A 25,537-nucleotide genomic window follows, 5' to 3' on the forward strand; every position below is an offset into this window, starting at 1 on the left:
GGAAATGACAAAAGTGACACCGTTTTTAATGTTTCAAGGAAATGCTGAGGAAGCGATGAATTATTATGTTTCTTTAGTTCCAGATTCAAAAGTTTTGCATATTACCCGTTATGGGGCTAATGGAACTGGAACTGAGGGTAGTGTAATGAAAGCTGCATTTTCATTGAAAGGGCAGGAGATTTTGTGCATCGATAGTAATATACAACATGATTTTACATTTACGCCATCATTTTCTCTTTATATTACTTGTGATTCAGAGAAGGAAATAGATTATTTATACGGTAAGTTATCTGATGGAGGCAGTGAGTTAATGCCAATAGGTAATTATGGCTTTAGCAAAAAATTTGGTTGGCTTGTTGATCAATTCGGTGTTTCTTGGCAACTTACATTTGAGTGATTGAATATTGAGTTTAAAATTCCCTTAATAGGTATCAAAATTTACAAAGAAAAGGTTTTGCCCAAACGTTGAAGTGGGGGCAAAACCTTTTCTTTGTATTAAGCTTGTAAAAGAGCTTTATCTTTTCGACCGTGTAGAAAATAATATAGAACAATTGAAATTAAGATGACTATTACCATTGAAAGAAATAGATGACGATAGCCCAATACAGGTACTAGGAAGCCAAGTAAATAAGGGCCTACACCGAGACCAAAGTCGAAAAATATAAAATAGGTGGATGTTGCTAATCCTAATCGATGATTCGGTGTTACTTTAATCGCAAGTGCTTGGGCAATGGAATTAAAGTTACCATAGCCTAGGCCGATTAATGCAGCAGCTAAAAGCAGAATAATACCTGAGCCTGCTTGACTGAATAATGTCATACCAACTGCAAAGATGATTAGACTTGGGTAGACGATTATGTTGGCACCTTTAGTATCCATTAAGCGTCCAGTAAATGGTCTTGAGAGTAATATAACAATTGCATAAATAAGGAAGAAATAACTACCTGCAGTGACTAGATTAATAGACTCTGAATAAAATGATAAGAATGACATAACTCCAGAATAACTAAAGCCGATGACTAGAGCTACGAATGAGATAGGAACTGCTTTTGTTTCGATAAAGTTTGAAAGTTTAAACCCTGAAGTAGAAGCTTTTTCGTTTTGTGAAGACTTAGTTGCTACTTGTTGTGGTACTTTTACTAGTAAGAAAGTAGCTAAGCAGATGAAAGATAAACCTAAATTGATTAAGAAAATCATATAGAAATCCGGGAAGATTTGAGTGAGTAAAATACCAACAAATGGTCCTACTGCTGTTGCCATAATGGCGCTCATACTGTAATAACCAATACCCTCACCACGTCGTGTAGGAGGAATTAGTTGGGCAATGATTGTACCTGTTGCAGTACTTGCAATCCCAACAGAGAGCCCGTGAAGGAAACGGTTTGCTAATAAAAGTGGTAGATTAAATGCACCGAAGTACAATGCTGTAGTAGCTGAAAAAGCAATTAGTCCGATTAATAATGTTTTTTTACTGCCTACGTCGCCGATAATTCGACCAGTAACTAGTCGCCCCATTAATGTCCCGATAATGAAAATACTAGATACTAAACCAGCCATGCTAGTTGAAGCGTTAAATTCTGATTTTGCAAATGATGCAATAGTGACCATCAACATGAAAAAAATTAATGTAATTAGAAAGTTAATTAATGAAACAATGATAAAATCTTTTGTCCATAGTTTTTCTTTAGGCATTCGTCATTCGCATCTCCTATTTCAATAGATTATTTCGTACAGTTTCGAGTACTTTACTAACGATTATTTGCTCGTCTTCACTTACACCCTCTAATGCATCAAGTTGAAATTGTTCAATTGTTATTTGTACATCTTTACATACATCGTGTCCAAATGAAGTCAACTGTACTTTTTTTTCACGTTTATCCTTACCTGGTACGGTAGTTACATAACCAAGCTCGATTAATTTTTGAATCATTCTAGTAGTAGTTGGTTTTTCTACATTCAAGGAATTAGAAATTTCAACAAGAGTAAGTGATTTTTCGCTAATGAGTAATCGTAGGATAGCCCATTGAGAGCTATAAAGTTGATGGCTCGCCAAATAAACGTTCAATTTATTAATGAAAGGGCGGTACATCATTCGGTATTCATGGAAAAAAGCTTGATGTGGTTGCATATCGAAATATCCTCCGTATAGTTAGTTAGGTTAAGTAACTATTAAAATACTAAACCTTTTTTAACCATTTGTCTAGATATGGTATTAAAAGTACAAAAAGATGCCCAGACTATTTATGGCTAGGCATCTATCTATAGTTTTACACTTTAAATTCTTGAATCATGTTTTGTAATTCTTGAGCATTTGTACTTAAGTCTTCAGCAACTGAGTTAACTTGGTTCATCGAAGTAGTTTGTTCTTCAATAGATGAAGAGATTAATGCTATATTATCCGATGAATCTGATGACCCGCTTGCAATTTCAGTAACAGATGCGGAAACCTCTTCAGCACTAGCCGAAATTTCTTCTGATGTAGCGGAAATTTCTTCTACCTGGACAGTGATTGATTCAATAGCAGAAGAAATTGTTTTGAAAGCTACTCCTGCTTCTCCAATAACTTGAACACCATCTTTGACAGAGGTTAAACCTTCACTCACAGCGGAAGCAACGTTTTTAGTATCACTTTGAATTTCTTCAGTAAGTGTTACGATTTGAATTGCTGACTTTTTCGACTCCTCTGCAAGTTTACGAACCTCATCTGCTACAACAGCAAAGCCTTTACCATGTTCGCCTGCACGAGCTGCTTCGATTGCTGCATTAAGAGCAAGTAAATTTGTTTGGTCTGTAATATCCGTAATAACATGCGTAATGGCGCTAATTTCTTCAGACTGTTTGCTTAGTTTTCCTGTTAGTTCGGCGATTAAATTAGTTGAATTAGAGATGGTTTGCATCTGGTTTTGGGCCACTTCAATTGTTTCTACACCATCTTTTGCAGTTGTAGTCATATTAACGGTATTTTGATGTAATGTTTGTGTTGCTTCAGCTATACGCTGAACACCAGCTGCTGTTTCGTCCATTGCAACAGCACTTTCTTTCGCTGCCGAAGCAGAAATAGAAGCGATATCTGCAGTTTGGTGGATACGTTTTGCTACTTCGCTACCAGCTGCAGTAATTTCTTCAGTACTAGCTGATAATTCCTGTGAAGATGCAGAGAGATGCTCACTGTTTTTTTGAATATTATGGATGAGATCTCGCAAATTGACCTTCATATTATTGAAGACATTGGCCAATGTGCCAATTTCATCTTTAGATTTGTATGTAATATCGGATTGAGATAGATCACCCATAGCAATAATCTCAGCAGATTGAACTACTTCTTTTAATGGCTTTGTTATCGACTTTCTAACAAAGCTAATGAAAAATACACCTAGAGCTAAGCTAACTATTAGAGCAGCTATTGAACTCCATAGAGATTGCTTAAGAAGAGCCTTTAATCCATCACCGGTAATTTGTAACTGCTCTTTTTGGTACTGAATGATTTTGTTAGATGATTCTAGAAGACCTTTGCTTGCGCTCGTAGTTGTTGTATCAACTATTTGGATTGCAGCGTCTTTATTTCCGTTATCAAATTCTTTCAATGCACTTGCAACTGCAATATTAAAATCATCGTTAAATTTAGTCGTTTCTTTTAAGTAGCCTTTCACTTCTTCGGAATTGGATATTTGAGATAATTCAGCAATTTTATCACTAACTAAATTTTGATAAGTGTGTAAATTATCTAGCCTTACGCCAATGTCTTGTATGAAATAAGAACGCAAAGAAGAATCTTGCATTGCTAGACCAAATTGAATATCTTTTGTGATTTCTATTTGAACAAAGTGATGATCAATTGCTTCCTCTACTTGTGATTGGATTTTAGAATATTGATAGTAAGATAAAACAATTATTAAAGCTAATAAACCAACAAGATTGAGAAATCCTATATTTAATTTTTTGCCGACGGACATATCTTGGAACCTTCTCCCTTTTTTAGATTTAATATAATAATTACTTTGATGGAAAAACAAATAATAGTCAACAAGTATTAGTCTGAAAGATACAAAATAGCGAGATAAGTAGGGAATTGTAATTAGTTTTGTATCATATACTTTTATCGTTTTAAAAGTCTTGATTTGAAGTAGCGGCTTTAAAGATTCCTTCTTTCTACGAAAAATGCTACTCTTATTTATAGAGAATATTCTTAAAATTTAAGAGAGTGGGATATAATATGTCTATAGATAATGGGAATCGTGTGTTACCGTTTGAACAAGTTGTGAACTTCAGAGATATGGGTGGCTACCCTGCAGCAGATGGTCGCAAAGTGAAGTACGGAGTGTTTTACCGCTCGGGCGAGTTACATAAAATGACTACAGCTGATCATGAACTTTTTAAAACTTTAGGAATTAAAACGGTTTTCGATTATCGAGATGATAAAGAGGCAGAATCTAAGCCTGATCCTCAATTAGAAAATGTACATAATGAGCGTATTCCTGCAAAAGGGGACGTAGGCTTTAAAATGCCGACTTCTTCTTTGAAGGAAATGGATAACCGAACATTTCTACAAACTGTTAATGCGGACGTATTTACGGAACACTATGCACATTTACCGTTGGATAATCCATCGTATAAGCGTTTAATGGACATTATTCAGGATCCTGAAAATCTCGGATTATTACATCATTGTGCAGTAGGTAAGGATCGCACAGGTGTTGGTGGAGCACTTATTTTACTTGTCCTAGGTGTAGAGGAAGACGTTGTAATGCAGGATTACTTAATAACAAATGCTTGTATGAAGCCAGTACAAGATGCGATGATTCCTATGTTGTCGCAACATTTAAATTCAGAACAATTACAGCATTTTGGTGATATTATGAGTGCTAAAGAGCGATATTTACAAGCTACTTTTGATGCGATTAAAAAACGTTATGGAAATTATAGTACTTTTTTTGAAAAAGAATTTGGGCTGACAGAGGAAAAAAGGAAGGTAATACAAGAATATTGTTTGGAATAATTTAATAAAGCAAAATTAAAACTCTCTATTACCAGAAAATTAATAAGGTAATAGGGAGTTTTAATGTTTTTAGATTTTAAATTTATGAACGGCACGGTGTAGTGTTTCGGCCATTTGAGCAAGATTATTTGAAGAAGTGGTGATTTCTTCAATACTTGCAGATTGTTCTTCGGAGGCAGCAGCTACATTTTGAATGCTACTAGATGTTTCTACAGAAATGACGCTTACCTGGTCCATCGACTGGGCAATATCCTCAATACCCTTATTCATATTCTCAATGGCGTTATTCACTTCAGTCATTTGAGCATTTACTTGGTCTACAGATGTAACAATGTTCTCAAAAGCTTCGCCTGCATTTTCGAATGTTGTTGCACTGTCTTTTAAGTTGCCATAGCTGATAGCCATTGATTCAGAGGCGTCTGATGAATCGGTTTGAATTGTTTCAATCCGAGTTCTAATTTCATTTGCTGCTTCGCGAGATTGCTCAGCTAATTTACGGACCTCTTGTGCAACTACAGCAAAACCTTTACCGTGGTCACCTGCACGAGCCGCTTCAATTGAAGCGTTTAGAGCAAGTAAGTTGGTTTGATCTGTAATTTCAGTTATGAGTGTCACGATATTATCGATTTCTCTTGTATTATCGCTTAGACGTTTCACTACTGCAGATGTTTCTTGAATGGCATCATAGGTAGTATTCATCTTCTCTACAGCACTGTTGATAATTGTGTTTCCACTTGTAGCAATCTTCGAAGTTTCTTGAGCTTTGGCAGATACATCTTCAGTACTTGAAGCGATTTGATTCATTTTGGTAGAAATCGTTGAAACGGTCGTATTCATTTCTTCTACAGCGCTTGTTTGCGTTTCCGAACCTGCCGCAACCTCCTGCATGGATTCTGTAATTTGTTTAATCGATTCATTCGTTTGTTCGGAGCTAGCAGTAAGTTCCTCAGAAGTAACTGCGACTTGTTCAGCATTTTCTGCAATCGAAGTGATTAAAGATCGTAAATCGGTTGCCATATTATGAACGCCTTCGGACAATTGTGCGACCTCATCTTGCCCTGTAGTCTTTAAACGTTCCAATGTAAGATTGCCTTGTGCAATTTCCTCCACATATTCTACAACAGCAACGATTGGAGTCGTAATCCGTTTACTTATTACGTAAGCGATGAGTGCTCCAAGTATTATAAAGATAAGTGTCAAACCGACGGAAATCATTAGAACGGTTGATTGTAGGGAAGAGATAAAGGAAGCATCCATATCAATGCCGAAAATAATATCTGTACCAATAAACGGAACAAATATTGATTTATGGACCCCGTATTCATCTTTGTAAATTTCACTAGTTTGAGTTTTTTGTTCCTTGACTGTCTTGATCATATTGTCATTGAAAGTATAGTCAGCTTGTTGATCATCTGTATTACTTAAAGCAACGATATGTTCTTTACCATTTGAATTTGAAAGGACATATGTATTTTCAACGCCAAACGCTTTTTGTTTTTTGTTTAAAATACTAAGTAATTCATTGTATTTTTCAACATTATTGTTGTCTGCACTTATAACAAGTTCTTTGTCTATATCTGACATAATATCTTGTGATATTAAAGTAAGACTTTTTTCAAATTGTACAATTACATAGTTATTTATAATATGCGTTGAGAACAAGTATAGTGCAATGCTGAAAATGATTGAGAAAATCGCAATTGGTATTACGAAACTAAATACATATTTATACAAAATTGAGCTTTTGAATTTAGTAAACAAGTTCAACTTTAGACTCCTCCAAAGTTTGTATTGCAGTTGAAATAGAAGCTACCATTTCATCTAAATGTTGAACCTCTGTATAAGGTGAAATCGCAAAAAGTTTTGCAGCTGCAACAGGGATCATATCCTCTGAATCGATAACAGGGATAGTGCAAACCTTCGTTGTATCGCCAAAGAAAACATTTTCACGGTTATGGCCTAGTATTTCGAATAGAGATTGATTTAAATTATTGATTACCTGAACTTGCTCTAATGTAAAGGTACCTGTTTTTTCTTGAGACCAATCTAATCCTTTTGGATATAGGCGGAATGCTGTTACAGGACCGATATTTGAATCATTCACAACGGATACATTAGAAAGATGGTTTTGGATTTTGTCTCTGAATGCTAGGTTTACACGTACATAGTTAGCTAATATTTGCTGATAACCTTCTATACCGAAAGCAGTTAAAGCAGCATAAATAGCTATTGAGCTACCCATACGAGAGCACTCTAGCGTATAGCCTGTATGATAACTACCATATCCTCTATTACCAACATAAGGTGTATCAAAGTCTTCTAAATCGAGTAATCCAAAGTGTTTACCTTCTTTGACTAAAAATAAGCTTGTTAGGTAAGGTGTTTGCCCAAGCTTTTGGAAGTCAAAGCACAAGCTATCGGCAAGGGAGATATGTTGCATACGCTCATTAATATTTTGTAAGCTCGCAACCACATTGTCCTCGAATTTAAGTGGGTTTGTAATAAAATCATAAGATTTAAAGAAAGAATAGAATCCACCCAATGCCGAGTCAGCGTGAATATGAATTGGTTTCAAGTCATATTTATCTTCAACTTTAGTAGTGATGTCTTTGATAGCTTTGACATCGTCAATCGCAAAACTATCTGTTGCTCCAGTTGTAGCAACAATATAAACAGGGATACCGCCTTTATGAATAACTTCTTCTAATTTGTTTGCCAAGTCTTTTAAATCCATCGAATGATCACTAGTCGCTTTAACTCGAATAAGGTTATTACTACCGATGCCAACAGCTTCAGCAGATTTTAATAGACTATAGTGAGCATTTTCAGAAGCGAAGCAATATAAATTACGAGGAACGCCTTCTTCTTTTGCATGTGGGAATTGTTTTGCGATTGCTAGACGTAATCCGCTAAATACTGCCCCTTGTCCTCCCCAAGTTGTATAACCCCAGCTTTGTGTGAAATCATACCCAACAAGTTTCGACATCATGCCAATAACTTTTACTTCACTTTCAGCTGCAGCCGGTCCGTAAACATCCCATAGATTATTACCATTTAATAATGTCGTTGTTAATAATCCGATGATGCCAGGAATACTAGCCATTGGTAGAACGTTTGTTACAAATTTTCTTGTATGATATGGGTGGCCTTTCATTAAGTCGATTAAATCATTTACTACATTGTCCATTCCAGTTGCTTTAACAGGAACTTCATAGTTTTCAATTAGTTCTTTATAGAAATTAGCAGATCGTTCTTGCATAGGACCTAGTGTGCTTTTTTCTGGATCTTTCAACTCATCAAGTGATGTGAAGATTTTTTCTATATAATTTAAAATCTCTTTACGTTGTTCTAGATTCCCGTCTTCACTAGGGAAAAGTTGTTGGATTTGTTGCATTTGTTTAACACCTCTAATATAAATTTTTTTAAAATAGTTAATAAAGCATAATTATATTATAACAAACTTAGTCCTTAATACACTAAAAATATAATATATATAGTAGGAGTATATAATCACCTAAACAAATTAAATAGTGGTTATATATAGAATTTTCAGTGTTTTAAATTTATTAATAACCCAATATAGGTTAACAATATGATAAATGGTATGATATAAAATAATTAACATAATATTAAAAATATAGGAAAGGTTGAAATGTCATGAATATAGCAGCAATGTTCAAGATGATTATTGCGATGGCGTTATTCGGCTCTATTGGATTTTTTACAGTGAATACAGGAATTCCAGCAGAGGAACTAGTATTCGTTCGCTGTATTTGTGCGACATTTTTTTTAGGAGGAATATGGTTTTTTACTGGCGGTCATAAAACAGAGCAGTGGTCACGCCAGGAGGTAATCCAGACACTTATTTGTGGTGTGTTTTTAGTATTAAACTGGGTGTTTTTATTCAAAGCATTTCAGGAGATGTCTATTTCAGTTGCTATTACGATTTATAATTTAGCGCCTATTTTCGTGCTGATTTTGGGGAGTTTATTTTTAAAGGAAAAAATGACGGTTCAAGCGATTTTAGCTGTTATTGTATGTTTCCTTGGTAGTGCTTTTATTATCGGATTAGATCAGTTTACATCTTTTAAAGCATTGTTCACGTCAGGGTTTGTATGGGCCATGTTGTCTGCAATTTGTTATGCATTAACGATGTTTGTAGGAAAGGGCATAACTCACTTAAGTGCCTATGCAATGACGTTTATACAGACAACGGTTGGAATTGTCATATTATTACCGTTTATGGATTATGGGGTATTTGAAGGACTGACAACTTCAAATTGGATGTACATTTTAGGGACGGGGTTAATACATACTGGCTTTGTTTATTATTTATTTTTTGATAGCTTACGTAAGTTGCCGACAATTGTGGTGTCTGCGTTAGTTTTTGTCGATCCAGTCGTTGCAATATTATTGGATATTGCGATTTTAGATTTCCGACCTAATTTGATACAAACTGCTGGAATAGTACTTATTTTCGCAGGCATTATTTATACTCTAGTTAAGCCAAGTAAGCAGATTGCTGAATTGTCACAAGTATAAAAGGAGCTATCTCAAGTTATATGGGACAGCTCTTTATAGACTTAAACTTCTTTTATCATTAATACATGTCCAATACCTGCATCTAAGAAAATATCAGATGCTACGCGATAGCCTAATTTCTCATAGAAACCTTGTGCTTGAACTTGGCCATCTAATTTTACTTTTGAAGCACCTAATTCTTTTGAAGCAATATCCTCTAACGCTTGAATAATAACGCGGCCCAATCCAAGTTTACGATATTCTTCAAGAATAGCGACACGTTGTATTTTACCAACACCTTCGACTAAGCGGATGCGGCCTGTGCCGACTGCTTGACCTTCATCATTTGTAACAAGAATATGATGGCATTCTCCACCAAGATGATCGAATTGATCGATTTCCTCTTCAGCAGGTACTTTTTGTTCCTCTACAAATACTTTAACTCGAATATCAAATGCTTTTTGTAAGTCTTCTTGTGTTGTGATTTTGTGCGTTTTCAAATAATTCAGCTCCTCTACTTTTTCTATTCCGAAATTGGGTTAGTTCTATAAGTTATTTTAACAGGTGCTGTGTTAAGAATCTCTATTAATTGTTCTGCCATGTATGAAGATGAGTGTTGAAACCCCTCTTTCACCCATTCTATCATCATGCCTAAAATAGCATATGAAGTATAACTGGCAAGTAAATTATTATCTATTTTATTGTTAGTATATATATTCGAAAGATCTTCTAGAGCTAATCTTTTCAACTCAATGCAAATTCTATTTTGAAAGCCGTATAAAACATTTGTTTTAACTATAAGCGTATAGAAGCTCGAGTGTTTTTCGACATGTTCGAAAATTTTCACAGCAGATGAATTGAGTTCTCTAATTACAAAATTTTTTACTTGTTTATACGGTTCACGATAGGAAATAATTAAATCTGCGACGACATCCTCAATAATCTCATTCAATAGCTCTTCTTTATATTGGTAATGTTTATAGAAGGTACCACGGTTGAGATCTGCAAGTTGTACAATATCAGTAATAGTGATAGCTTTGAAATCCTTATTTTGCATTAAAGAAAGTAACGATTCTTTTAATGCTATTTTAGATTTAATAATTCGTTTATCAACTATAGAATTTTTTGTAGACATAAACGTGCCTCCGCTGTTCAATATTTTAGATTAATGAACAAATACCTAATCAACTGTTGCTTATTCAACAATAGGCCTATGATTTGCTGATTGAATGGCGTATCTAAACCACATTATACTATAAATGGATGAGGTGTATTAAACATCTGTTGATTACTATAATAGTAGGGGGAAGTCTATATGAAACTTCAAGGACAGGTTGCAGTTGTAACAGGAGCTGCTTCAGGGATGGGTAAAGCAATTGCTACTTTATATGCACAAGAGGGAGCAAAGGTAATCGTATCAGATATTAATGCAGAAGCTGCGGATGTAGCGGTTGCGGAAATCAAAGCTAATGGTGGAGAAGCAACAGCAATAGTGGCAAACGTAGCTAAAGAAGAAGACATTCAGAACTTAATCGATACAGCAGTGAATCTTTATGGAACCGTTGATATTCTTGTAAATAATGCAGGAATAATGGACAATTTCGAAGCGGCAGCTGATATTGAAGATAATCAATGGGAAAGAATTTTTGCTATTAATACAACGAGCGTAATGCGTGCGACACGTAAAGTTTTACCTATTTTCTTAGCAAAGAAAAAGGGAGCAATCGTAAATGTCGCATCGGCAGGTGGCTTAAACGGAACTCGTGCAGGAGCAGCTTATACAGCTTCTAAACATGCAGTTGTTGGTTTCACGAAAAATACGGCGTTCATGTATGCAAATGATGGAATTCGCTGTAATGCGATTGCACCGGGAGCAGTAGAAACAAATATTAATAGTTCAATGACGAACATTAATGAATTTGGTGTTGGACGCGCAATGTCAGGATTAAATATTAACCCTCGAGTTGGTCAACCGGATGAAATTGCAAAAGTAGCATTATTTTTAGGATCTGAGGACTCTAGCTTTGTTAATGGAACAGTAATTGTTGCAGATGCAGGTTGGACAGCTTACTAATATATAAAAATAAGACACCGTTTCCTATAGAAACGGTGTCTTATTTAGTCTTGACCCACAACGGTACTTCTTCTATCAAGTAAGGTAACATCTCGCCACACACCATTTAACTGGCCAAAGCGTTCACGTACGCCAATCTCCTTGAAGCCGAATTTCTGATGTAGATGTATGCTCGAGGCATTCTCAGAGAAAATTTGCGCCTGGATTGTCCAAATACCACACTTTTCACTTTCTTCGATGCATTTTTTCAATAGCTTAGTACCAACACCCATTCCTTGAGCACGCTTACTAATATATATGCTATCTTCTGTCACACCTTTGTGGAATGTATTATTGGAAAAGGGGCTAAGTGCAACCCACCCAACGATTTCTCCTTCCACACGTGCGACAAAACGACATTCATTTAAATGTCCAGCGTCCCATTGTTCCCATGTAGGAGGAGTCGTGCGAAATGTTGAATTACCGCCTTCAATCCCTTCAATAAAAATAGCTCTAACTTGGTCCCAATCAGTGGGTTTCATTGCATCAATCATCACTTGTTCCGCCATAAGGTTGCCTCATTTATAATAGATTTCAATGCTTGGAAATATTATATTCTATAAAGCAGAGAAATGGTGTAATTATCTGAAAATATATTAAGATACGAGCTTTAGTCCGACTGCTGCACTTAGCACCATCGTAATGAAAACAATACGTTTCCAATCTTTTGATTCACCAAAAAAGAAAATGCCAATCAATGCTCCGCCAGATGCGCCGATTCCTGTCCAGATAGCATAAGCAGTGCCCATAGGAATTGTGTTCATAGCATAAGATAGAAAAGAAAAGCTAATTGTAAAGCCGGCGATTAGGCTTAACATAATAGTTGCTTTCTTTTCATACTGCCATTTGTTCATCATTGCTACTCCGAAAACCTCACAAAATCCTGCTACAATTAACGCGATCCAAGCCATTATTCCGCACCTTCCTTTTTATCATCCGTGACAATCTTCAAGCCCATTACACCGACAAGCAATAAAATAATGAGTAAAATTTTCGAAATTTTAAATGGTTCATCGAAAAACAAAATGCCTGTAATGACGGTACCAGCAGTACCAAGTCCGACAAAAACGGCATATACCGTGCCAACAGGAAGATAACGCCCTGCAACGAGTAATAAATAAAAAGTAAAGACGATGGCAAACGCAGTACCCCCCCACGTCCAAACGTTATATGAGTGTTTTAATCCGATAACCCATAACACTTCAAAAACAGATGCTACAATTACAATTAACCAATGTTTGTTCAACTTATTCATCCTTTCTAATTTTCGATAAAAAAAGCCCAGGAGATACTGAATTATCAGTAGTCTCCCAGGCTTTTATCCTTCCGTGGCATAGCTAAATAGCTATGAGATTTCTCTCGGACCAGGCTAGCAATATGCTACGGAACCCTAGAAATCATTGTTGTATTAAGTTAATTAAATTGTAATAAAAAGGAGCGGGAAGTTCAAGTGAGAAGGTTATTTATCGAGATAACCGCGTTCACCAAATGGTTCTAATTTAGCAATCCATTGCTCTTCAAGTTTTGCTAATTCTCTCTTCGCATCGTAGAAACCTTCTTCTTTTTTCTTCAACACTTCAAGAATTTCAATTTCAAATGAAGTTTCACCAAATTTGTTCCAATCTGCTTGTAGAGCTTTATTTGTATGGTTATTCATCTTCAGCATGAATTGTACACCATTCAATCTCTTTAAATTATTTGTACTGCCGATATAGATTTTTTTATTTGCTGTGTTAGTAATTTTATAAACACCTGATTGGATAGGGGTTTCTTTATAAAGTTGTTTGAGTTCTTTTTGACGGTCCACTATGAGCTACCTGCTTTCTTTATTTTTTAATCCAATATGCACTGCCATCTGCTTTACGATCTAAAAAGCCGTATTCAATTAAATAACGACGAATCATAGCATAGTCATCATGAATAAGCATGAGAATAGCATTAATTTCTTTTTCTGTATAAGTACTTTCGCTATCAAAGCGGTTTGTAATCTCGCGTAGGATAATAAGTTTTTGTTTTTCCTTTTTTGGAAAACGTAACAAAGGTCCATTTGTACCTTCTGGGAAAAGTTTATTTAAAACTTCATTCTGTTCTTTGTTGGTAATATTATAGCGGTCATCCACCATCGTAGCGGTTTTGTGTACAGGAACAAATGAAGGTGCATTCATATCTTTTTCCTTTAATAGCTCCATCATGACTAAAAATGTTTTCGCTTGGCGTTCCTTTTCCTTTAAGGCAAATCGATGATGACGGATTGTAGAGGCACTACCAATTTCTAATTCTTGCTGTACTTCAGCATCTGTCTTTCCTGCATAAAATAGACGTAATAAATTGCTTTGATGCTCAGTGAGGCCTGTCATCTTTTTGTTAAGTCCGATTAAATAGGCAAAAACAGATTGATGTGTTTCTTTAATATGCATTTGCATATATTTCTCCGCTTCATAAAGTACATCATTTTGGGGATAAATAATGCCCTTTTCTATTTTTTCGCCGCAAAGAAGGCAAGTGTAACAATGTACATCTTCTGAATAGCCTTTTTTTAGTTGATCTATTGATGCATTCCAAAATAGTTCTGAGTTCTCCATATATAAACACCTTCAATTCTTGATTTTTTTATTTTCAAACTTAGATGCAAAATGTTTGTTTATTTATAAACATAATACATATTCGTTTGTATTTTGTCAATGATTAACAATCTGATTATAATGGAGAGAATAGATAGGAATCATTATGTTAAAACGATTCAAAATGCAGATGGAACAATTTTTAACAAACACAAAAAAAGGTGCTAAAATAGCGCCTTTTTTGTTAGTCTTTAATCTGAATCTGATAATCTTCAAACCATGTATGAATTTGTGCTAAATAGGCGAGAAGCTGAGGACCGGCCATTAATTGCCCAAACCAAGGGACTTTAAATGAAGTACCACCGGATTCTATGAGGCTATCTAGACGTTTGCGTTCAAAGAATTCATGTAGGATTGAGTTTTTATCTTGGAGGATTTCTTTAAGCCATTGTTGGACACCAGCTGTGTAAGCAGGGTGATATGTTTTTGGATATGGATTCTTTTGTCGATAGAGCACTTCTTTTGGCAAAAGCTCTTCCATTGCCTTTCGCAAAAGGCCTTTTTCCATATGACCTGTTGACTTCATTTCCCAGGGAATATTCCACATGTATTCAACGAGGCGATGGTCTGCAAAAGGAACTCGCACTTCAAGTCCCGCACCCATACTCATACGGTCCTTGCGTTCTAATAATGTCGTCATAAACCAAATCATGTTGAGATAGAACAATTCACGTCGTTTTGCGTCTTCCGGTGCTTCTCCGTCAAGTCGAGGTGTTTCGGCAATTGATACTTCATAGGCATTTTGCATATAGTCTGGGATATTAAGCTTTTGCTGCCACTCAGTGCGTAGAACAGATTCGCGTTCATTAATTGATCTAATCCAAGGGAAGCTGGAGAAGGGCTGTTTAAACCAAGGGTAGCCTCCAAATATTTCATCTGCACATTCACCTGACAAACCAACAGTGAAGTCTTTTTTAACTACTTTCGCAAACCATAATAGCGATGAGTCCACATCAGCCATACCTGGGACATCGCGTACATGCACTGCTTCTTTCAAATAATCAATGAGCTCTTGTTGTGTAATTATTTCTGAATGATGTACGGTTTTAAACGTTTCGGTCATTTTTTGAATCCAGAAAGCATCTGTGGAGACTTGAAAATCATTCGATTCAAAAAACTTAGCATTATCTTCGTAATCGATGGAATAGGTATGAAGAGCTTCTTTACTATCTTTTTTATATTTATTCGCTGCTATTGCTGTAATAATACTGGAATCTAATCCTCCTGATAAGAAAGTACAAAGGGGTACATCGGAAACGAGTTGTCGCTCCACTGCATCTGTCACAAGGTCACGAACGTTGGTCACCGTCTGTTCAAAGGAATCTGTATGCTCTGAACTTTTAACATTCCAGTATCGCCAAATACGAAGACCGTTTTTCGTAAAAGTAAGTGCGTGAGCAGGACGTAATTCATGTATATTATTGAATATTCCTTTGCCTGGAGTACGAGAAGGTCCCAGACTAAAAACATCAGCGAGCCCTTCGTGTTTAATGATTGGTTGAATATCCGGGTGCGCAAGTAGAGCTTTTATTTCAGATCCAAATAATAAGCCACTGTTTTGTTCTGTATAGAAGAGTGGCTTTACGCCAAGTCGATCTCGTGCAATGAAGAGCTTTTCAGAAATATTATCCCAAATAGTAAAGGCGAAAATACCGTTTAGATGATCGACACATTGTTCCTGCCATTCAATATAGCTTATTAGTAAAACTTCAGTATCTGAATTAGACGAAAATTGGTAGCCGCGCTTTTGCAATTCACAACGCAATTCGTCTGTATTATAGAGTTCGCCATTATAGGCCATTGTGTAGTTAGTGCCGTTTTTTGAGCGGGTCATTGGTTGCTCGCCACCACTTGGATCGATGACGATGAGCCTTTGATGTCCAAATGCTGCATGTGTTTCAGTCCAAATGTTTTCTGCATCTGGGCCACGTTTTTTTAATGTTTTAGTCATGGTAAGTAAAACATTTTGTTGCAACCGTAAATCCTTTTTGAAATTTACCCATCCTGTGATACCACACATCATTTCACATCCTCTGCTTCTAGTCGTTACATAATGTATGCGAATTGGGCGGGGTATGTGCGCGTGTTATTATTCTTTTTCTTTCATATGTTCAATATGCTTTGCACCACACTCTTGCATTGTTTTTGAAATAGGCTGGAGTGCCATGCCATATACAAGATGGTTTTGGTGCCTCATTACAATCCATAAAATAATGATGAAGTGAAAAGCGAGTGGAATCCTCTAGATTGGAAATTACTTGCTGAAATGCCTTTCGGTAAACCGGTTGTTGCAGCTGGGCAAATAAGTTATATATTTTAAAGTTGTTCCTAAGTACGACTTAGGAGCAGCTTTTTTGTAGTTTCAGCAAATCATGTAATCTATTAAAGTTCTATACAATTCGTTAGAAATTTCTCCTTTGGCGTGATATCTGAAAATCAGTTAATATAGAGTAGTTGTAGTTTAATATGAAAGGAAGTAGATTATGAGTCAAAATCGTAATCAAAATATAGAAGAGATTAGTACAGCTAAGTTGATGTGGCAACTTACTCGCCCACATACATTGACGGCGACATTCGTACCAGTCATTCTAGGGACAGTGCTTGCTGTGTTTGATGTAAGAATAGATTTGCTATTATTTGTAGCAATGCTTGTGTGCTGTTTAGCACTACAAATTGCAACAAATTTATTCAATGAATACTATGATTTCAAACGTGGATTAGATACAGCAGATTCTGTAGGGATTGGTGGTGCACTTGTACGTCACGGTACTAAACCTTCTACAGTACTAGCTTTTGCACTAGCGTTATATGGAGTTGCAGTTGTACTTGGTATTTTTATTTGTATGAATAGTAGTTGGTGGCTTGTTGCGATCGGTGCAGTAGGTATGGCGATCGGTTATTTGTATACTGGTGGTCCTTACCCAATAGCGTATACACCGTTTGGGGAACTGTTTGCAGGTCTTAGTATGGGAATCGGATTTGTATTAATTTCATACTTTATACAAGCTGGAACAGTTAGTATGACAAGTTTATTAGTGTCGATTCCACTAGGGATATTAGTTGGGGGCATTAATATGTCGAACAACATTCGTGATATTAAGGAAGATACAATTGGTGGGCGTAAAACATTAGCTATTATACTAGGACGTGAAAAGGCTGTGAATTTACTAGCGTTTTCATTTGTCGTGTCCTATGTATGGATAATTGTACTTGTTATTATTGGTACGGTTAGTCCGTGGTTACTTGTTGTATTAATAAGTATTCCGAAACCAATACTGGCAATTAAGGCATTTAAAGAGGGTGTAAATGATCCAGCTAAGCAAGGGATTGCAATGAAATCCACTGCACTGACGAATACATTTTTTGGATTTTTATTGTCTGTAGGACTAGTATTAAGTTACTTATCCTAAATAAAAAAACTGTCTAACAATCAAGTGAGATTGTGGACAGTTTTTTTATGGGCATATTTAGTGCTTTTGTAATTGATGAGCAAAATTTGTTTCCTTTAAGCGAACTACGATAATGTAACCAAACAAAGCTCCGCTAACGCTTGATACAAGGAAAGTAGGCATAAAGAATAGAGCAGTAAATGAAGTGCCCATTAAAATTTTAGCATATGGTACTGCAACCAATGAAGCGAGTATACCAGTACCAACAGCTTCTCCTACAGCTGTAACCACACTTTACCGTAATACTTGTATAGCATACCCGCTAAAAAAGCCCCGATCATACCACCAGGAAAGGCGAGTAATGAACCAGTGCCGGTTATTACTCGAACAAGTCCAGTAAGAAATGCAATTAGAATAGCGGGCGGGGCCAGGCCCTAGCATTACAGCTGCTAGAACATTTACAGAATGTTGAATGGGATAAGCGCGTGCAATACCTGTTGGAAATGATACAAAAACAGATCCTGCAACGGCAATAGCGACAAACATGGCTATAGCCGTTTTGTGTGAAGTCATGAAATTTTCGCCACCTGTTGTAAGACATGTAGTAATTGTCGTGTAGCTACAAATGGTTCTTCATGTTTTGCGATAGCAGAGATGAGCGAAACACCATCTGCTCCTGCTCTGATAACGGTTTGACAATTATCAATTGTAATTCCGCCAATCCCAACAATAGGTAGGGAGGGATACGTAGCAGCTGTTTGTTCAATTAAATTTGTACCAACTGGAGAATTCGCATCTCGCATAGAGGTAGTAGCGAAAACTGGTCCAATCCCAACGTAATCAGCACCTGCATTTATTGCAGCAGTCACCTCTTTTAATGAATGAGTGGAGACACCTAGAATTTTATTTAGACCAATCTTTTCTCGGACTGCATTAGCACTAGCGTCATCTTGACCGACATGCACACCATCTGCATCTAGAGCGACTGCTAAATTTACATCGTCATTGACAATGAAAGGTATATTATATTTTTTACACAGGGCTTGGCATGCTTTAGCAAAATTTAATTTATCTTCCCCGGTGAGTGCATTTTCTCCTTTTTCTCTGAATTGAAAGAGGGTAATGCCACCACGAAGAGCTTCTTCTAAAACAACGAGCGGATCGTGTTCTTCGACATTTTGGCTTCCCATAATGAAATATAATTGAAGTTGTTCTCTATTCAATGATCATAACTTCCTTTCGGGCCTTTTCTGAAATTTCACGATAGGCCCAATGATTTGTCGGTCCATGACCAGCACCCAATTGTAGTCCATTAGCTATAGCAGCCTGTATAAAATATTTCGCATCAATTACTGCATCTGAAGCGGTGAAACCTTGTGCCAAACGTGCTGCAATAGCGGCTGAGAATGTACAGCCGGTACCGTGTGTATCTTTCGTGTTGATTCTTTCAGAACGCATAATGAATCGTTCACCTTTCGCTGATAAAAATAAATCCTCTGCATAATCTTTTGTATTGCGATGTCCACCTTTTAAGACAACGGCTTTAGCACCCATTGTAATTAGCCGATTTGCAGCATTCTCTACATCATTATCTGATTGAATTGTTAAACCTGTGAGTACTTCAGCTTCAGGAATATTAGGTGTAATAATGGTTGCAAGTGGTAGTAGCTCAGTTTTCATCGAGTGCACAGCTTCATTTAATAGAAGTGATGCCCCACCTTTTGCAATCATGACTGGATCAATGACGAGCATTGGAAGGTCATAACTTTTTAATGTTTCAGCTACTCCGTGGATGATTTCTGCTGAAAAAAGCATCCCAGTTTTAATAGCTCCTACTTGAAAGTCATCAAGGACAGCTTTGATTTGGCTGACTACACTGTTAACTTCTATGGCATAAACGTCGAGAACACCTAGTGTATTTTGTGAAGTCACTGCTGTGATTACAGATGTACCAAATGCACCAAGTTCTTGAAATGTTTTTAAATCTGCTTGGATACCTGCTCCACCACCACTATCAGAACCTGCGATTGTCATAGCAACACTTGTCATATTTGAATATCCTCTTTTTCTACAATTTTCATATTGTCACGTAAATCTTCTGAAGTAAGAGAATATAAACTGTTAATCATTTCAATTGCAAAAGTGCCTGGAGCAATGGCTGTTTTAGCAGTTCTTTCTCCAACTTGTTTGTAAAATGATAGAGCATTAGCTGTTGCTTGCAAATGATGGCCTTCAGAAACAGCAAGAAATGCGCCTGTCACCGCGCTAAGCAAGCACCCGGAGCCTGTAATTAGTGGCATTAAGTCATGCCCACCATCAATTTGAATTGTCGTTTGGCCATCGGTTACGGTATCTTCAACCCCAGTGACTGCAACAATGCAGTTAAGCCGGTTAGCAACTTGTTTAGCAATTAGTTGTACATCTATTTGACCTTCGCCAGAATCTGCTCCTCTTGATTGCCATTTGATATTACCGAGTGCAGCAAGTTCACCTACATTACAGCGGATAGCTGTAACCTGGACTTCTTTCAAAATATTTGTTACAGAGTACTTACGAAACTCACTAGCACCTACGCCAACTGGGTCAAGAACAACGGGAATACCCTTTTTGTTGGCACTTTTACCGGCTTCAATGATGGATAAAACAGTTCCTTGATCGAGTGTACCGATGTTAAGAACCGTACAGTCTGCTAGAGCAGCCGTTTCAGCTACTTCCTCGATTCCCTCCGCCATCATAGGGGAAGCACCTAGTGCGAGGAGACCATTAGCTTGGAAATTGGCAACAACGATATTTGCAATATTGTGGACTAGCGGTTTTTCAAAACGTAACTTTTCAAGGAAATGTTGTTGACCCATTATTTAGTCAACTCCTTTTCGTAATGTCCAATTGTCCATTGTTGTTTGGTCCATGCCATTTCCCAGAAATGCCATTCATAATAACTACTTTTACGGAAATGTTCTTTTAGTTGTTGAATACGTGCAGGGGGTAAGTCTTCGGCAAGTTCATTCATGCGATTAATTTGTTCTTCTACTAATTCTCCGAACCACTCAGAGCCATATGTTTGAATCCATTTATCATAAATAGGGTGATTAGGTTTTGATTCTTTTAGGCGTTCACCGATTTCATAGTAAAGCCAGTAGCAAGGAAGTATTGCAGCAAGAGTATCAGCTAAATCACCATTATTTGCAGAACGATACATATGAGATACATATTCATATGCTGTCGGTGCAGGCTTAAATGCAGCAAGCTCTTCATCTGTAATTTCTAACATAGTAAAAAATTGCTCATGAAGTGACAACTCAGCGATACATGTTGATTCAGCATGTTTGGCAAAACGTTGTGTAGTATGTAAATCATTTGCCTTTACTGCTCCTAGTGCTTGCACCTTTGCAAAGTGGGTTAAATAATAAGCATCTTGTTGTACGTAATATTGAAAAATATCGAGTGGCAAAGTACCTGCTGCTAATGATTTTATAAAAGGATGTTGAAAGCTACCTTCCCATAAATCATTACATTCTTGTCTTACTTCTTCACAAAATGTCATCTTTATGCACCCCAAATTCTTTTGTTTTTTGAAAATAAAAAGCCGCCCCTGATCTGTGTCAGTAGGCGGCGAACAATCATTTTCAATAAAACAAAATAGACTGATAGCGCCACTTCCCTCCGCTGGTATGAGCCAGATCAGGTTCCAAGGGTCCGCAGCACTCTGCGTCTCAGCCAATTAAATGACTCCCCTAGTGGTTAAAAAGCGATTTAGTTTTCAACATCAATATAACATAAATATTGGAATTAGCAAGGTGTAATTAAGCAAAGTAAATAGATTGTAATAAATGGCATTAAGCCATAGATGTGCACCAAATTCTATGTTAAGATACAAATTATCTGAATTTTATAGTGGGAAGCAAGGTGTTTAGATGGGCGCTACGGCAACAGTGAAAGGGCCAGAAGAAAAATTGAATTTATTTCATTTAACTTGGCCGATTTTTTTAGAAGTATTTTTATTTATGTTAATGGGGCTTGCTGATACATTTATGCTGAGCGCATTGTCTGATGATGCGGTATCAGGAGTAGGAGCGGCCAATCAATATATTCATATAGCAATATTAATTTTAGAAGTAATAGGAAACGGGGCATCGATTGTTGTTGCTCAATACTTAGGGTCTAAGCGTTATTTGGAAGCAGCTAAAATTTCAGCACTAGCCGTTTCCTTGAATTTAGTTATTGGTTTAATAATGAGTGTCGCTTTCGTAATTTTCTCGAAAAATATTATGATTGCAATGAATTTACAAGGTGATGTTCTTGAGTACGCTAGTAAATATTTATTCATTGTTGGGGGAGCTATTTTCCTACAAGCAATCATCAACTCGTTAGCAGCGATTATTCGTGTGCATGGTTGGACGAAACAGACGATGTATGTGTCACTTGGAATGAATATTTTTCACGTAATAGGGAACTATGTTTTGATTTTCGGTAAATTTGGCTTCCCTGAACTAGGAGTGCAAGGTGCGGCAATTTCATCAGTTGTCAGCCGTGTTTTGGCGCTACTAGTATTCTTCTGGCTATTGTATCAAGCGCTAGAGGTACGTATTAAATTTCAATACTACGTGTCACTATCAAAAGAATACATCGGTAAGATTTTGCAAATAGGGCTTCCATCTGCATTTGAGCAAGTGATGTACCAAGGTTGCCAAATTGTCTTCTTATACTATGTGACGTATTTAGGTGCAGAATCACTAGCAGCTCGGCAATATGCTTATAATATTTCAATGTTCACCTATTTATTTGCCATAGCAATTGGAACGGGAACTGCGATTATGGTTGGCCGTTACGTTGGTGCCAATGAAAAGGATGCAGCGTATAAACAATTGTGGGTTAGCATAAGATGGGCGATTATATTTACATTAGTGATGGTCTCAGTGGTCGTTGTTTTCCGCTATCCATTGATGCGTCTCTTTACTGATAATCCAGAGGTTATAAAAATTGGTGCAGCAGTATTAGTGTGTAGTATTTTGTTAGAAACAGGACGTACATTTAATATTACGATTATCAATTCATTGCGTGCTTCAGGTGATGCCAAATATCCGTTAATCATCGGATTTTTCTCGATGGTTTGTATGAGCTTACCACTTGGTTATTTACTTGTATTCCAATTAGACATGGGTTTAGTAGGTGTATGGTTAGCAATTGCAGCGGATGAATGGTTCCGAGCTATTCTTGTTTTCTTTAGATGGAAAAGTCGTCGCTGGGAAAGATATGCGCTCGTTGCACCTGATAAAACGAAATAATTTGATTAGATGTGAATTTTGTAAGTGATATATTAGTGTTTTTTGATATTTTAATCGCTGATGGCATAAAGTCATCAGTGATTTTTTTATTATAAAAAGATTGCTCACTGTTCGTAAGAATCCCTATTATCAAGATGCTTATGTACGCCCCTAGATATTTTATCCTTAGCCAATCAACACTTTGTTTTGTATACTTGGTAAAGAAGATTAATGAACGAGGTGTTTGGCATGGCATTGCCGAGAAAAGTAGCGAGTGCTAATTATATGAGAGAGAATCAAGCGCTGTTCGCTTGTCCAGTTTGCGGGAATGAGATGACGGTGACTGAGGATTGTATTGTTGTTTGTGATAATCGACATTCTTTCGATATTGCAAAGCAAGGCTATGTAAATTTCATGACACATGCTGCGACTTCAATGTATGGCAAAGATTTATTTGAAGCACGTAAGCTGGTTATTGAAAGTGGATTGTATGCACCGATGCATGCAGCGATTTGTGAATTACTGAAGCAGATGAATACTAATGTTGCCGTATTAGATACAGGTTGCGGAGAAGGATCGCATTTAGCAAGTATTAAAAATAAATTCCAGGAGCAATCTGATAACAGTTTTGTTGGAGTAGGTATTGATATCGCAAAAGAAGGAATTATTGCAGCAGGGCGTCATTATAATGACATGATTTGGTGTGTCGGTGACCTAGCAAAAAGTCCGTATCAACAAGCAAGTTTTAATGCAATATTAAATATTTTATCACCCGCAAATTACACGGAGTTTAAGCGTCTTTTGAAGCCGAATGGATTGGTTATTAAAGTCGTACCACAAAGTGGATATTTACAGCAATTACGTGCTTTATTCTTTGCAGATTCTGAAAAGGAATCTTATTCAAATGAACTTACGGTTGAGCGGTTCAAGGAGAATTTCCGTGAGGTTGAAGTAAAGCGTATTACACAAACAATAGAAATAAATCAGGAATTGGTGCCTTTATTAATGCATATGACACCAATGGGCTGGCATCAAAAAAATGATGAAGCAGTTACAAATTTAACTGAAATTACGATTGATTTAGATATACTTATTGGGAAAATATAAGACAAAACTCCGTGATATTATTGCGGAGTTTTTTTATTTTAAAAACTTCTTTTTAATGTGTTCAGGCTAGATAATGATTTATCTGATGTATTGAATAATGTATAGAACTAAAGAGGTCAAAATGCAATATGGAGTTTTAATGTGCATAGAATGGGAATAATGGAAGCAGAGGTGAATGATTATGAAATATGTAATTATTGGCGGGGATGCTGCAGGTATGAGCGCAGCGATGGAAATTGTACGTCGTGATAAACAAGCGGAAGTAACAACATTGGATAAGGGGTATATTTACTCTTATGGACAATGTGGTTTGCCTTATGTTATAGATGGTCGAATCCCATCGACAGACAATGTGATCGCACGGCGTGTAGAAACTTTTCGAACGAAATATGGTATTGATGCAAGAACAGGGCATAATGTAACAAGCATCGATTCTGAGGCGAAAACAGTATCTGGTGTTGTTCTTGAGACGGATGAGAGCTTTCATATTTCATATGACCGTTTACTTATTGCTACTGGAGCTAACCCTATCTTCCCTAACTTTGAGGGTTCTGACTTAGCTGGGATTCATACGTTAAAAACTATACCTGATACAAACGCTATTTTAAATGATTTAAATGATTCTGTTAAACAGGTAACCATCATTGGAGGTGGCTACATAGGCTTAGAAATGGCTGAAAGTATAGCAGAACTTGGCAAGCAGGTACGCATTATCCAACTGGGTAGTCAGTTAGCAGATATATTCGATCAAGATATGGCAGAGCTCATTCATGAAGAGGCAAGACAAAATGGTATTGAATTAATTTTCAATGAAGAAGTGAAAGGCTTTAAGGGAGAGGGTCATGTGCAAACAGTTGTGACGGATAAGGGAGAACATGAGACGGATTTTGTACTAGCAGCAATTGGTGTAAAACCTAATACAAGATTTCTTGATGGAACCGGTATGCATATGACGCAAAATGGTGCAATTTTGGTGAATCCATATATGGAGACAAATTTAGAAAACGTTTATGCCGCTGGTGATTGTGCTAGTCATTATCATCGTATTAAACAGAAGGCTGATTATATCCCGCTTGGGACTACAGCAAATAAGCAAGGTCGTATTGCAGGAATGAATATGGCTGGATGTGCAAATACGTTCAAGGGCATCGTAGGTACTTCTGTCGTGAAATTCTTTCATCTAACTTTAGGGCGAACCGGATTATCTGAAAAAGAGGCAGAGAAGCTTGGATTCGATTACGAAGTGCATAAACAAAAAGCGAAAGATATTGCTGGTTACTACCCTGGTAACCAGGAAATGCAATTGAAGTTTATCTATAAAAGAACGAATCAGAAATTATTCGGAGCACAGATTATCGGTGGAAATGGTGTAGATAAACGTATTGATGTTTTTGCAACAGCACTCTATCATGAAATGACTCTGAATGACTTATTGGATTTGGATCTTGCCTATGCACCGCCATATAACGGAGTTTGGGATCCGATTCAACAGATAGCAAAACGAAAATCATAAGATATATATAGGT

The 25,537-nt window shown here is 36.8% G+C and carries 25 protein-coding genes, 2 pseudogenes and 2 riboswitches; of the genes and pseudogenes, 9 read left to right on the top strand and 18 right to left on the bottom strand.

Going from position 1 to position 25,537, the window contains the following annotated elements; all coding sequences use genetic code 11:
- The first annotated feature begins 4 nt into the window (after positions 1 to 4).
- Positions 5 to 397, top strand: a complete 393-nt coding sequence (locus AC3IS5_RS01080; RefSeq protein ID WP_489426203.1) for a VOC family protein — start codon at positions 5 to 7, stop codon at positions 395 to 397.
- A 98-nt stretch (positions 398 to 495) separates the two neighbouring features.
- Here the strand turns inward: AC3IS5_RS01080 and AC3IS5_RS01085 are convergent, their stop codons facing one another.
- From AC3IS5_RS01085 to AC3IS5_RS01095, 3 genes are all read right to left on the bottom strand, one after another.
- On the bottom strand, positions 496 to 1,692 hold the full coding sequence (locus tag AC3IS5_RS01085; RefSeq protein ID WP_489426204.1) for an MFS transporter: 1,197 nt from the start codon (positions 1,690 to 1,692) through the stop codon (positions 496 to 498).
- Between the two features lie 16 nt (positions 1,693 to 1,708).
- Positions 1,709 to 2,128: a MarR family winged helix-turn-helix transcriptional regulator gene (locus AC3IS5_RS01090; protein ID WP_489426205.1), complete on the bottom strand. Its 420-nt coding sequence runs from the start codon at positions 2,126 to 2,128 to the stop codon at positions 1,709 to 1,711.
- Positions 2,129 to 2,267: 139 nt separating this feature from the next.
- A complete protein-coding gene (locus AC3IS5_RS01095; RefSeq protein WP_489426206.1) occupies positions 2,268 to 3,953 on the bottom strand; it encodes a methyl-accepting chemotaxis protein in 1,686 nt (561 codons plus the stop codon).
- A gap of 260 nt (positions 3,954 to 4,213) precedes the next feature.
- Between AC3IS5_RS01095 and AC3IS5_RS01100 the strand changes: the two genes are divergently transcribed.
- Complete coding sequence (locus AC3IS5_RS01100) at positions 4,214 to 4,996, top strand: tyrosine-protein phosphatase (protein WP_489426207.1); 783 nt, start codon at positions 4,214 to 4,216, stop codon at positions 4,994 to 4,996.
- A gap of 69 nt (positions 4,997 to 5,065) precedes the next feature.
- On the opposite strand, the gene AC3IS5_RS01105 is transcribed toward AC3IS5_RS01100, so the two are convergent.
- Positions 5,066 to 6,763, bottom strand: coding sequence for a methyl-accepting chemotaxis protein (locus AC3IS5_RS01105; RefSeq protein WP_489426208.1), 1,698 nt, complete (start codon positions 6,761 to 6,763; stop codon positions 5,066 to 5,068).
- Positions 6,747 to 8,390 carry a pyridoxal phosphate-dependent decarboxylase family protein gene (locus tag AC3IS5_RS01110; protein WP_489426209.1) on the bottom strand — a complete coding sequence of 548 codons (1,644 nt, stop codon included), beginning with the start codon at positions 8,388 to 8,390 and terminating at the stop codon, positions 6,747 to 6,749. Before AC3IS5_RS01110 ends, AC3IS5_RS01105 begins: the two co-directional genes overlap by 17 nt.
- A gap of 263 nt (positions 8,391 to 8,653) precedes the next feature.
- Between AC3IS5_RS01110 and AC3IS5_RS01115 the strand changes: the two genes are divergently transcribed.
- Positions 8,654 to 9,538: a DMT family transporter gene (locus AC3IS5_RS01115; protein ID WP_489426210.1), complete on the top strand. Its 885-nt coding sequence runs from the start codon at positions 8,654 to 8,656 to the stop codon at positions 9,536 to 9,538.
- 41 nt (positions 9,539 to 9,579) lie between these two features.
- Here AC3IS5_RS01115 and AC3IS5_RS01120 read toward each other — a convergent pair whose 3' ends face one another.
- Both AC3IS5_RS01120 and AC3IS5_RS01125 read right to left on the bottom strand, forming a co-directional pair.
- Positions 9,580 to 10,017: a GNAT family N-acetyltransferase gene (locus tag AC3IS5_RS01120; protein ID WP_489426211.1), complete on the bottom strand. Its 438-nt coding sequence runs from the start codon at positions 10,015 to 10,017 to the stop codon at positions 9,580 to 9,582.
- 23 nt (positions 10,018 to 10,040) lie between these two features.
- Positions 10,041 to 10,652 carry a TetR/AcrR family transcriptional regulator gene (locus tag AC3IS5_RS01125; protein WP_489426212.1) on the bottom strand — a complete coding sequence of 204 codons (612 nt, stop codon included), beginning with the start codon at positions 10,650 to 10,652 and terminating at the stop codon, positions 10,041 to 10,043.
- Positions 10,653 to 10,832: 180 nt separating this feature from the next.
- On the opposite strand from AC3IS5_RS01125, the gene AC3IS5_RS01130 reads away from it, so the two are divergent.
- Positions 10,833 to 11,591 carry an SDR family oxidoreductase gene (locus AC3IS5_RS01130; RefSeq protein WP_489426213.1) on the top strand — a complete coding sequence of 253 codons (759 nt, stop codon included), beginning with the start codon at positions 10,833 to 10,835 and terminating at the stop codon, positions 11,589 to 11,591.
- 44 nt (positions 11,592 to 11,635) lie between these two features.
- Here the strand turns inward: AC3IS5_RS01130 and AC3IS5_RS01135 are convergent, their stop codons facing one another.
- The 6 genes from AC3IS5_RS01135 to asnB form a co-directional block, all read right to left on the bottom strand.
- A complete protein-coding gene (locus AC3IS5_RS01135; protein ID WP_489426214.1) occupies positions 11,636 to 12,139 on the bottom strand; it encodes a GNAT family N-acetyltransferase in 504 nt (167 codons plus the stop codon).
- 87 nt (positions 12,140 to 12,226) lie between these two features.
- On the bottom strand, positions 12,227 to 12,541 hold the full coding sequence (locus AC3IS5_RS01140) for a DMT family transporter (protein ID WP_489426215.1): 315 nt from the start codon (positions 12,539 to 12,541) through the stop codon (positions 12,227 to 12,229).
- Entirely contained in the window at positions 12,541 to 12,876 is a 336-nt protein-coding gene (locus AC3IS5_RS01145; protein WP_489426216.1) for a DMT family transporter, read from the bottom strand. Before AC3IS5_RS01145 ends, AC3IS5_RS01140 begins: the two co-directional genes overlap by 1 nt.
- Positions 12,877 to 12,935: 59 nt before the next feature.
- Positions 12,936 to 13,035: riboswitch (guanidine-I (ykkC/yxkD leader) on the bottom strand.
- Between the two features lie 54 nt (positions 13,036 to 13,089).
- The gene (locus AC3IS5_RS01150; protein WP_489426217.1) at positions 13,090 to 13,437 is read right to left on the bottom strand and encodes a GIY-YIG nuclease family protein; all 348 of its coding nucleotides are present in this window, start codon (positions 13,435 to 13,437) and stop codon (positions 13,090 to 13,092) included.
- Between the two features lie 19 nt (positions 13,438 to 13,456).
- The gene (locus AC3IS5_RS01155; protein ID WP_489426218.1) at positions 13,457 to 14,212 is read right to left on the bottom strand and encodes a DUF2087 domain-containing protein; all 756 of its coding nucleotides are present in this window, start codon (positions 14,210 to 14,212) and stop codon (positions 13,457 to 13,459) included.
- Between the two features lie 223 nt (positions 14,213 to 14,435).
- Positions 14,436 to 16,271, bottom strand: a complete 1,836-nt coding sequence (gene asnB, locus AC3IS5_RS01160) for an asparagine synthase (glutamine-hydrolyzing) (protein WP_489427794.1) — start codon at positions 16,269 to 16,271, stop codon at positions 14,436 to 14,438.
- A 174-nt stretch (positions 16,272 to 16,445) separates the two neighbouring features.
- On the opposite strand from asnB, the pseudogene AC3IS5_RS01165 reads away from it, so the two are divergent.
- Both AC3IS5_RS01165 and AC3IS5_RS01170 read left to right on the top strand, forming a co-directional pair.
- Positions 16,446 to 16,571: pseudogene (locus AC3IS5_RS01165) on the top strand (nitroreductase family protein); the annotation flags it as partial.
- 163 nt (positions 16,572 to 16,734) lie between these two features.
- Complete coding sequence (locus AC3IS5_RS01170) at positions 16,735 to 17,661, top strand: 1,4-dihydroxy-2-naphthoate polyprenyltransferase (RefSeq protein ID WP_489426219.1); 927 nt, start codon at positions 16,735 to 16,737, stop codon at positions 17,659 to 17,661.
- Between the two features lie 57 nt (positions 17,662 to 17,718).
- Here the strand turns inward: AC3IS5_RS01170 and thiW are convergent.
- From thiW to tenA, 5 genes and pseudogenes are all read right to left on the bottom strand, one after another.
- A pseudogene (gene thiW / locus AC3IS5_RS01175) lies at positions 17,719 to 18,213 on the bottom strand (energy coupling factor transporter S component ThiW).
- The gene (gene thiE / locus AC3IS5_RS01180; protein WP_489426220.1) at positions 18,210 to 18,863 is read right to left on the bottom strand and encodes a thiamine phosphate synthase; all 654 of its coding nucleotides are present in this window, start codon (positions 18,861 to 18,863) and stop codon (positions 18,210 to 18,212) included. The pseudogene thiW and the gene thiE overlap by 4 nt, the downstream one beginning before the upstream one ends.
- Complete coding sequence (thiD, locus tag AC3IS5_RS01185) at positions 18,856 to 19,689, bottom strand: bifunctional hydroxymethylpyrimidine kinase/phosphomethylpyrimidine kinase (protein ID WP_489426221.1); 834 nt, start codon at positions 19,687 to 19,689, stop codon at positions 18,856 to 18,858. Before thiD ends, thiE begins: the two co-directional genes overlap by 8 nt.
- Positions 19,686 to 20,495, bottom strand: coding sequence for a hydroxyethylthiazole kinase (gene thiM, locus AC3IS5_RS01190; protein WP_489426222.1), 810 nt, complete (start codon positions 20,493 to 20,495; stop codon positions 19,686 to 19,688). Before thiM ends, thiD begins: the two co-directional genes overlap by 4 nt.
- Entirely contained in the window at positions 20,495 to 21,184 is a 690-nt protein-coding gene (tenA, locus tag AC3IS5_RS01195) for a thiaminase II (protein ID WP_489426223.1), read from the bottom strand. The genes thiM and tenA overlap by 1 nt, the downstream gene beginning before the upstream one ends.
- Before the next feature lie 97 nt (positions 21,185 to 21,281).
- A riboswitch (TPP riboswitch) is annotated at positions 21,282 to 21,386 on the bottom strand.
- Positions 21,387 to 21,554: 168 nt separating this feature from the next.
- Between tenA and AC3IS5_RS01200 the strand changes: the two genes are divergently transcribed.
- The 3 genes from AC3IS5_RS01200 (at position 21,555) to AC3IS5_RS01210 (ending at position 25,524) form a co-directional block, all read left to right on the top strand.
- Positions 21,555 to 22,925 carry an MATE family efflux transporter gene (locus AC3IS5_RS01200; RefSeq protein ID WP_489426224.1) on the top strand — a complete coding sequence of 457 codons (1,371 nt, stop codon included), beginning with the start codon at positions 21,555 to 21,557 and terminating at the stop codon, positions 22,923 to 22,925.
- A 228-nt stretch (positions 22,926 to 23,153) separates the two neighbouring features.
- A complete protein-coding gene (locus AC3IS5_RS01205) occupies positions 23,154 to 24,011 on the top strand; it encodes a putative RNA methyltransferase (protein ID WP_489426225.1) in 858 nt (285 codons plus the stop codon).
- A gap of 181 nt (positions 24,012 to 24,192) precedes the next feature.
- Positions 24,193 to 25,524, top strand: coding sequence for an FAD-dependent oxidoreductase (locus tag AC3IS5_RS01210; RefSeq protein ID WP_489426226.1), 1,332 nt, complete (start codon positions 24,193 to 24,195; stop codon positions 25,522 to 25,524).
- The last annotated feature ends 13 nt before the right edge of the window (positions 25,525 to 25,537 follow it).

The sequence above is a fragment of the Viridibacillus sp. KH_047 genome (assembly GCF_057838945.1).

Coding starts and splice junctions, on each gene's coding strand:
- AC3IS5_RS01205 (WP_489426225.1), top strand. CDS start 23,154: ATGGCATTGCCGAGAAAAGTAGCGAGTGCTAATTATATGAGAGAGAAT.
- AC3IS5_RS01130 (WP_489426213.1), top strand. CDS start 10,833: ATGAAACTTCAAGGACAGGTTGCAGTTGTAACAGGAGCTGCTTCAGGG.
- AC3IS5_RS01140 (WP_489426215.1), bottom strand. CDS start 12,541: ATGGCTTGGATCGCGTTAATTGTAGCAGGATTTTGTGAGGTTTTCGGA.
- AC3IS5_RS01110 (WP_489426209.1), bottom strand. CDS start 8,390: ATGCAACAAATCCAACAACTTTTCCCTAGTGAAGACGGGAATCTAGAA.
- AC3IS5_RS01095 (WP_489426206.1), bottom strand. CDS start 3,953: ATGTCCGTCGGCAAAAAATTAAATATAGGATTTCTCAATCTTGTTGGT.
- AC3IS5_RS01090 (WP_489426205.1), bottom strand. CDS start 2,128: ATGCAACCACATCAAGCTTTTTTCCATGAATACCGAATGATGTACCGC.
- AC3IS5_RS01200 (WP_489426224.1), top strand. CDS start 21,555: ATGGGCGCTACGGCAACAGTGAAAGGGCCAGAAGAAAAATTGAATTTA.
- asnB (WP_489427794.1), bottom strand. CDS start 16,271: ATGTGTGGTATCACAGGATGGGTAAATTTCAAAAAGGATTTACGGTTG.
- AC3IS5_RS01170 (WP_489426219.1), top strand. CDS start 16,735: ATGAGTCAAAATCGTAATCAAAATATAGAAGAGATTAGTACAGCTAAG.
- AC3IS5_RS01155 (WP_489426218.1), bottom strand. CDS start 14,212: ATGGAGAACTCAGAACTATTTTGGAATGCATCAATAGATCAACTAAAA.
- AC3IS5_RS01085 (WP_489426204.1), bottom strand. CDS start 1,692: ATGCCTAAAGAAAAACTATGGACAAAAGATTTTATCATTGTTTCATTA.
- tenA (WP_489426223.1), bottom strand. CDS start 21,184: ATGACATTTTGTGAAGAAGTAAGACAAGAATGTAATGATTTATGGGAA.
- AC3IS5_RS01115 (WP_489426210.1), top strand. CDS start 8,654: ATGAATATAGCAGCAATGTTCAAGATGATTATTGCGATGGCGTTATTC.
- AC3IS5_RS01135 (WP_489426214.1), bottom strand. CDS start 12,139: ATGGCGGAACAAGTGATGATTGATGCAATGAAACCCACTGATTGGGAC.
- AC3IS5_RS01100 (WP_489426207.1), top strand. CDS start 4,214: ATGTCTATAGATAATGGGAATCGTGTGTTACCGTTTGAACAAGTTGTG.
- thiM (WP_489426222.1), bottom strand. CDS start 20,495: ATGGGTCAACAACATTTCCTTGAAAAGTTACGTTTTGAAAAACCGCTA.
- AC3IS5_RS01080 (WP_489426203.1), top strand. CDS start 5: ATGACAAAAGTGACACCGTTTTTAATGTTTCAAGGAAATGCTGAGGAA.
- thiD (WP_489426221.1), bottom strand. CDS start 19,689: ATGACAAGTGTTGCTATGACAATCGCAGGTTCTGATAGTGGTGGTGGA.
- AC3IS5_RS01125 (WP_489426212.1), bottom strand. CDS start 10,652: ATGTCTACAAAAAATTCTATAGTTGATAAACGAATTATTAAATCTAAA.
- AC3IS5_RS01210 (WP_489426226.1), top strand. CDS start 24,193: ATGAAATATGTAATTATTGGCGGGGATGCTGCAGGTATGAGCGCAGCG.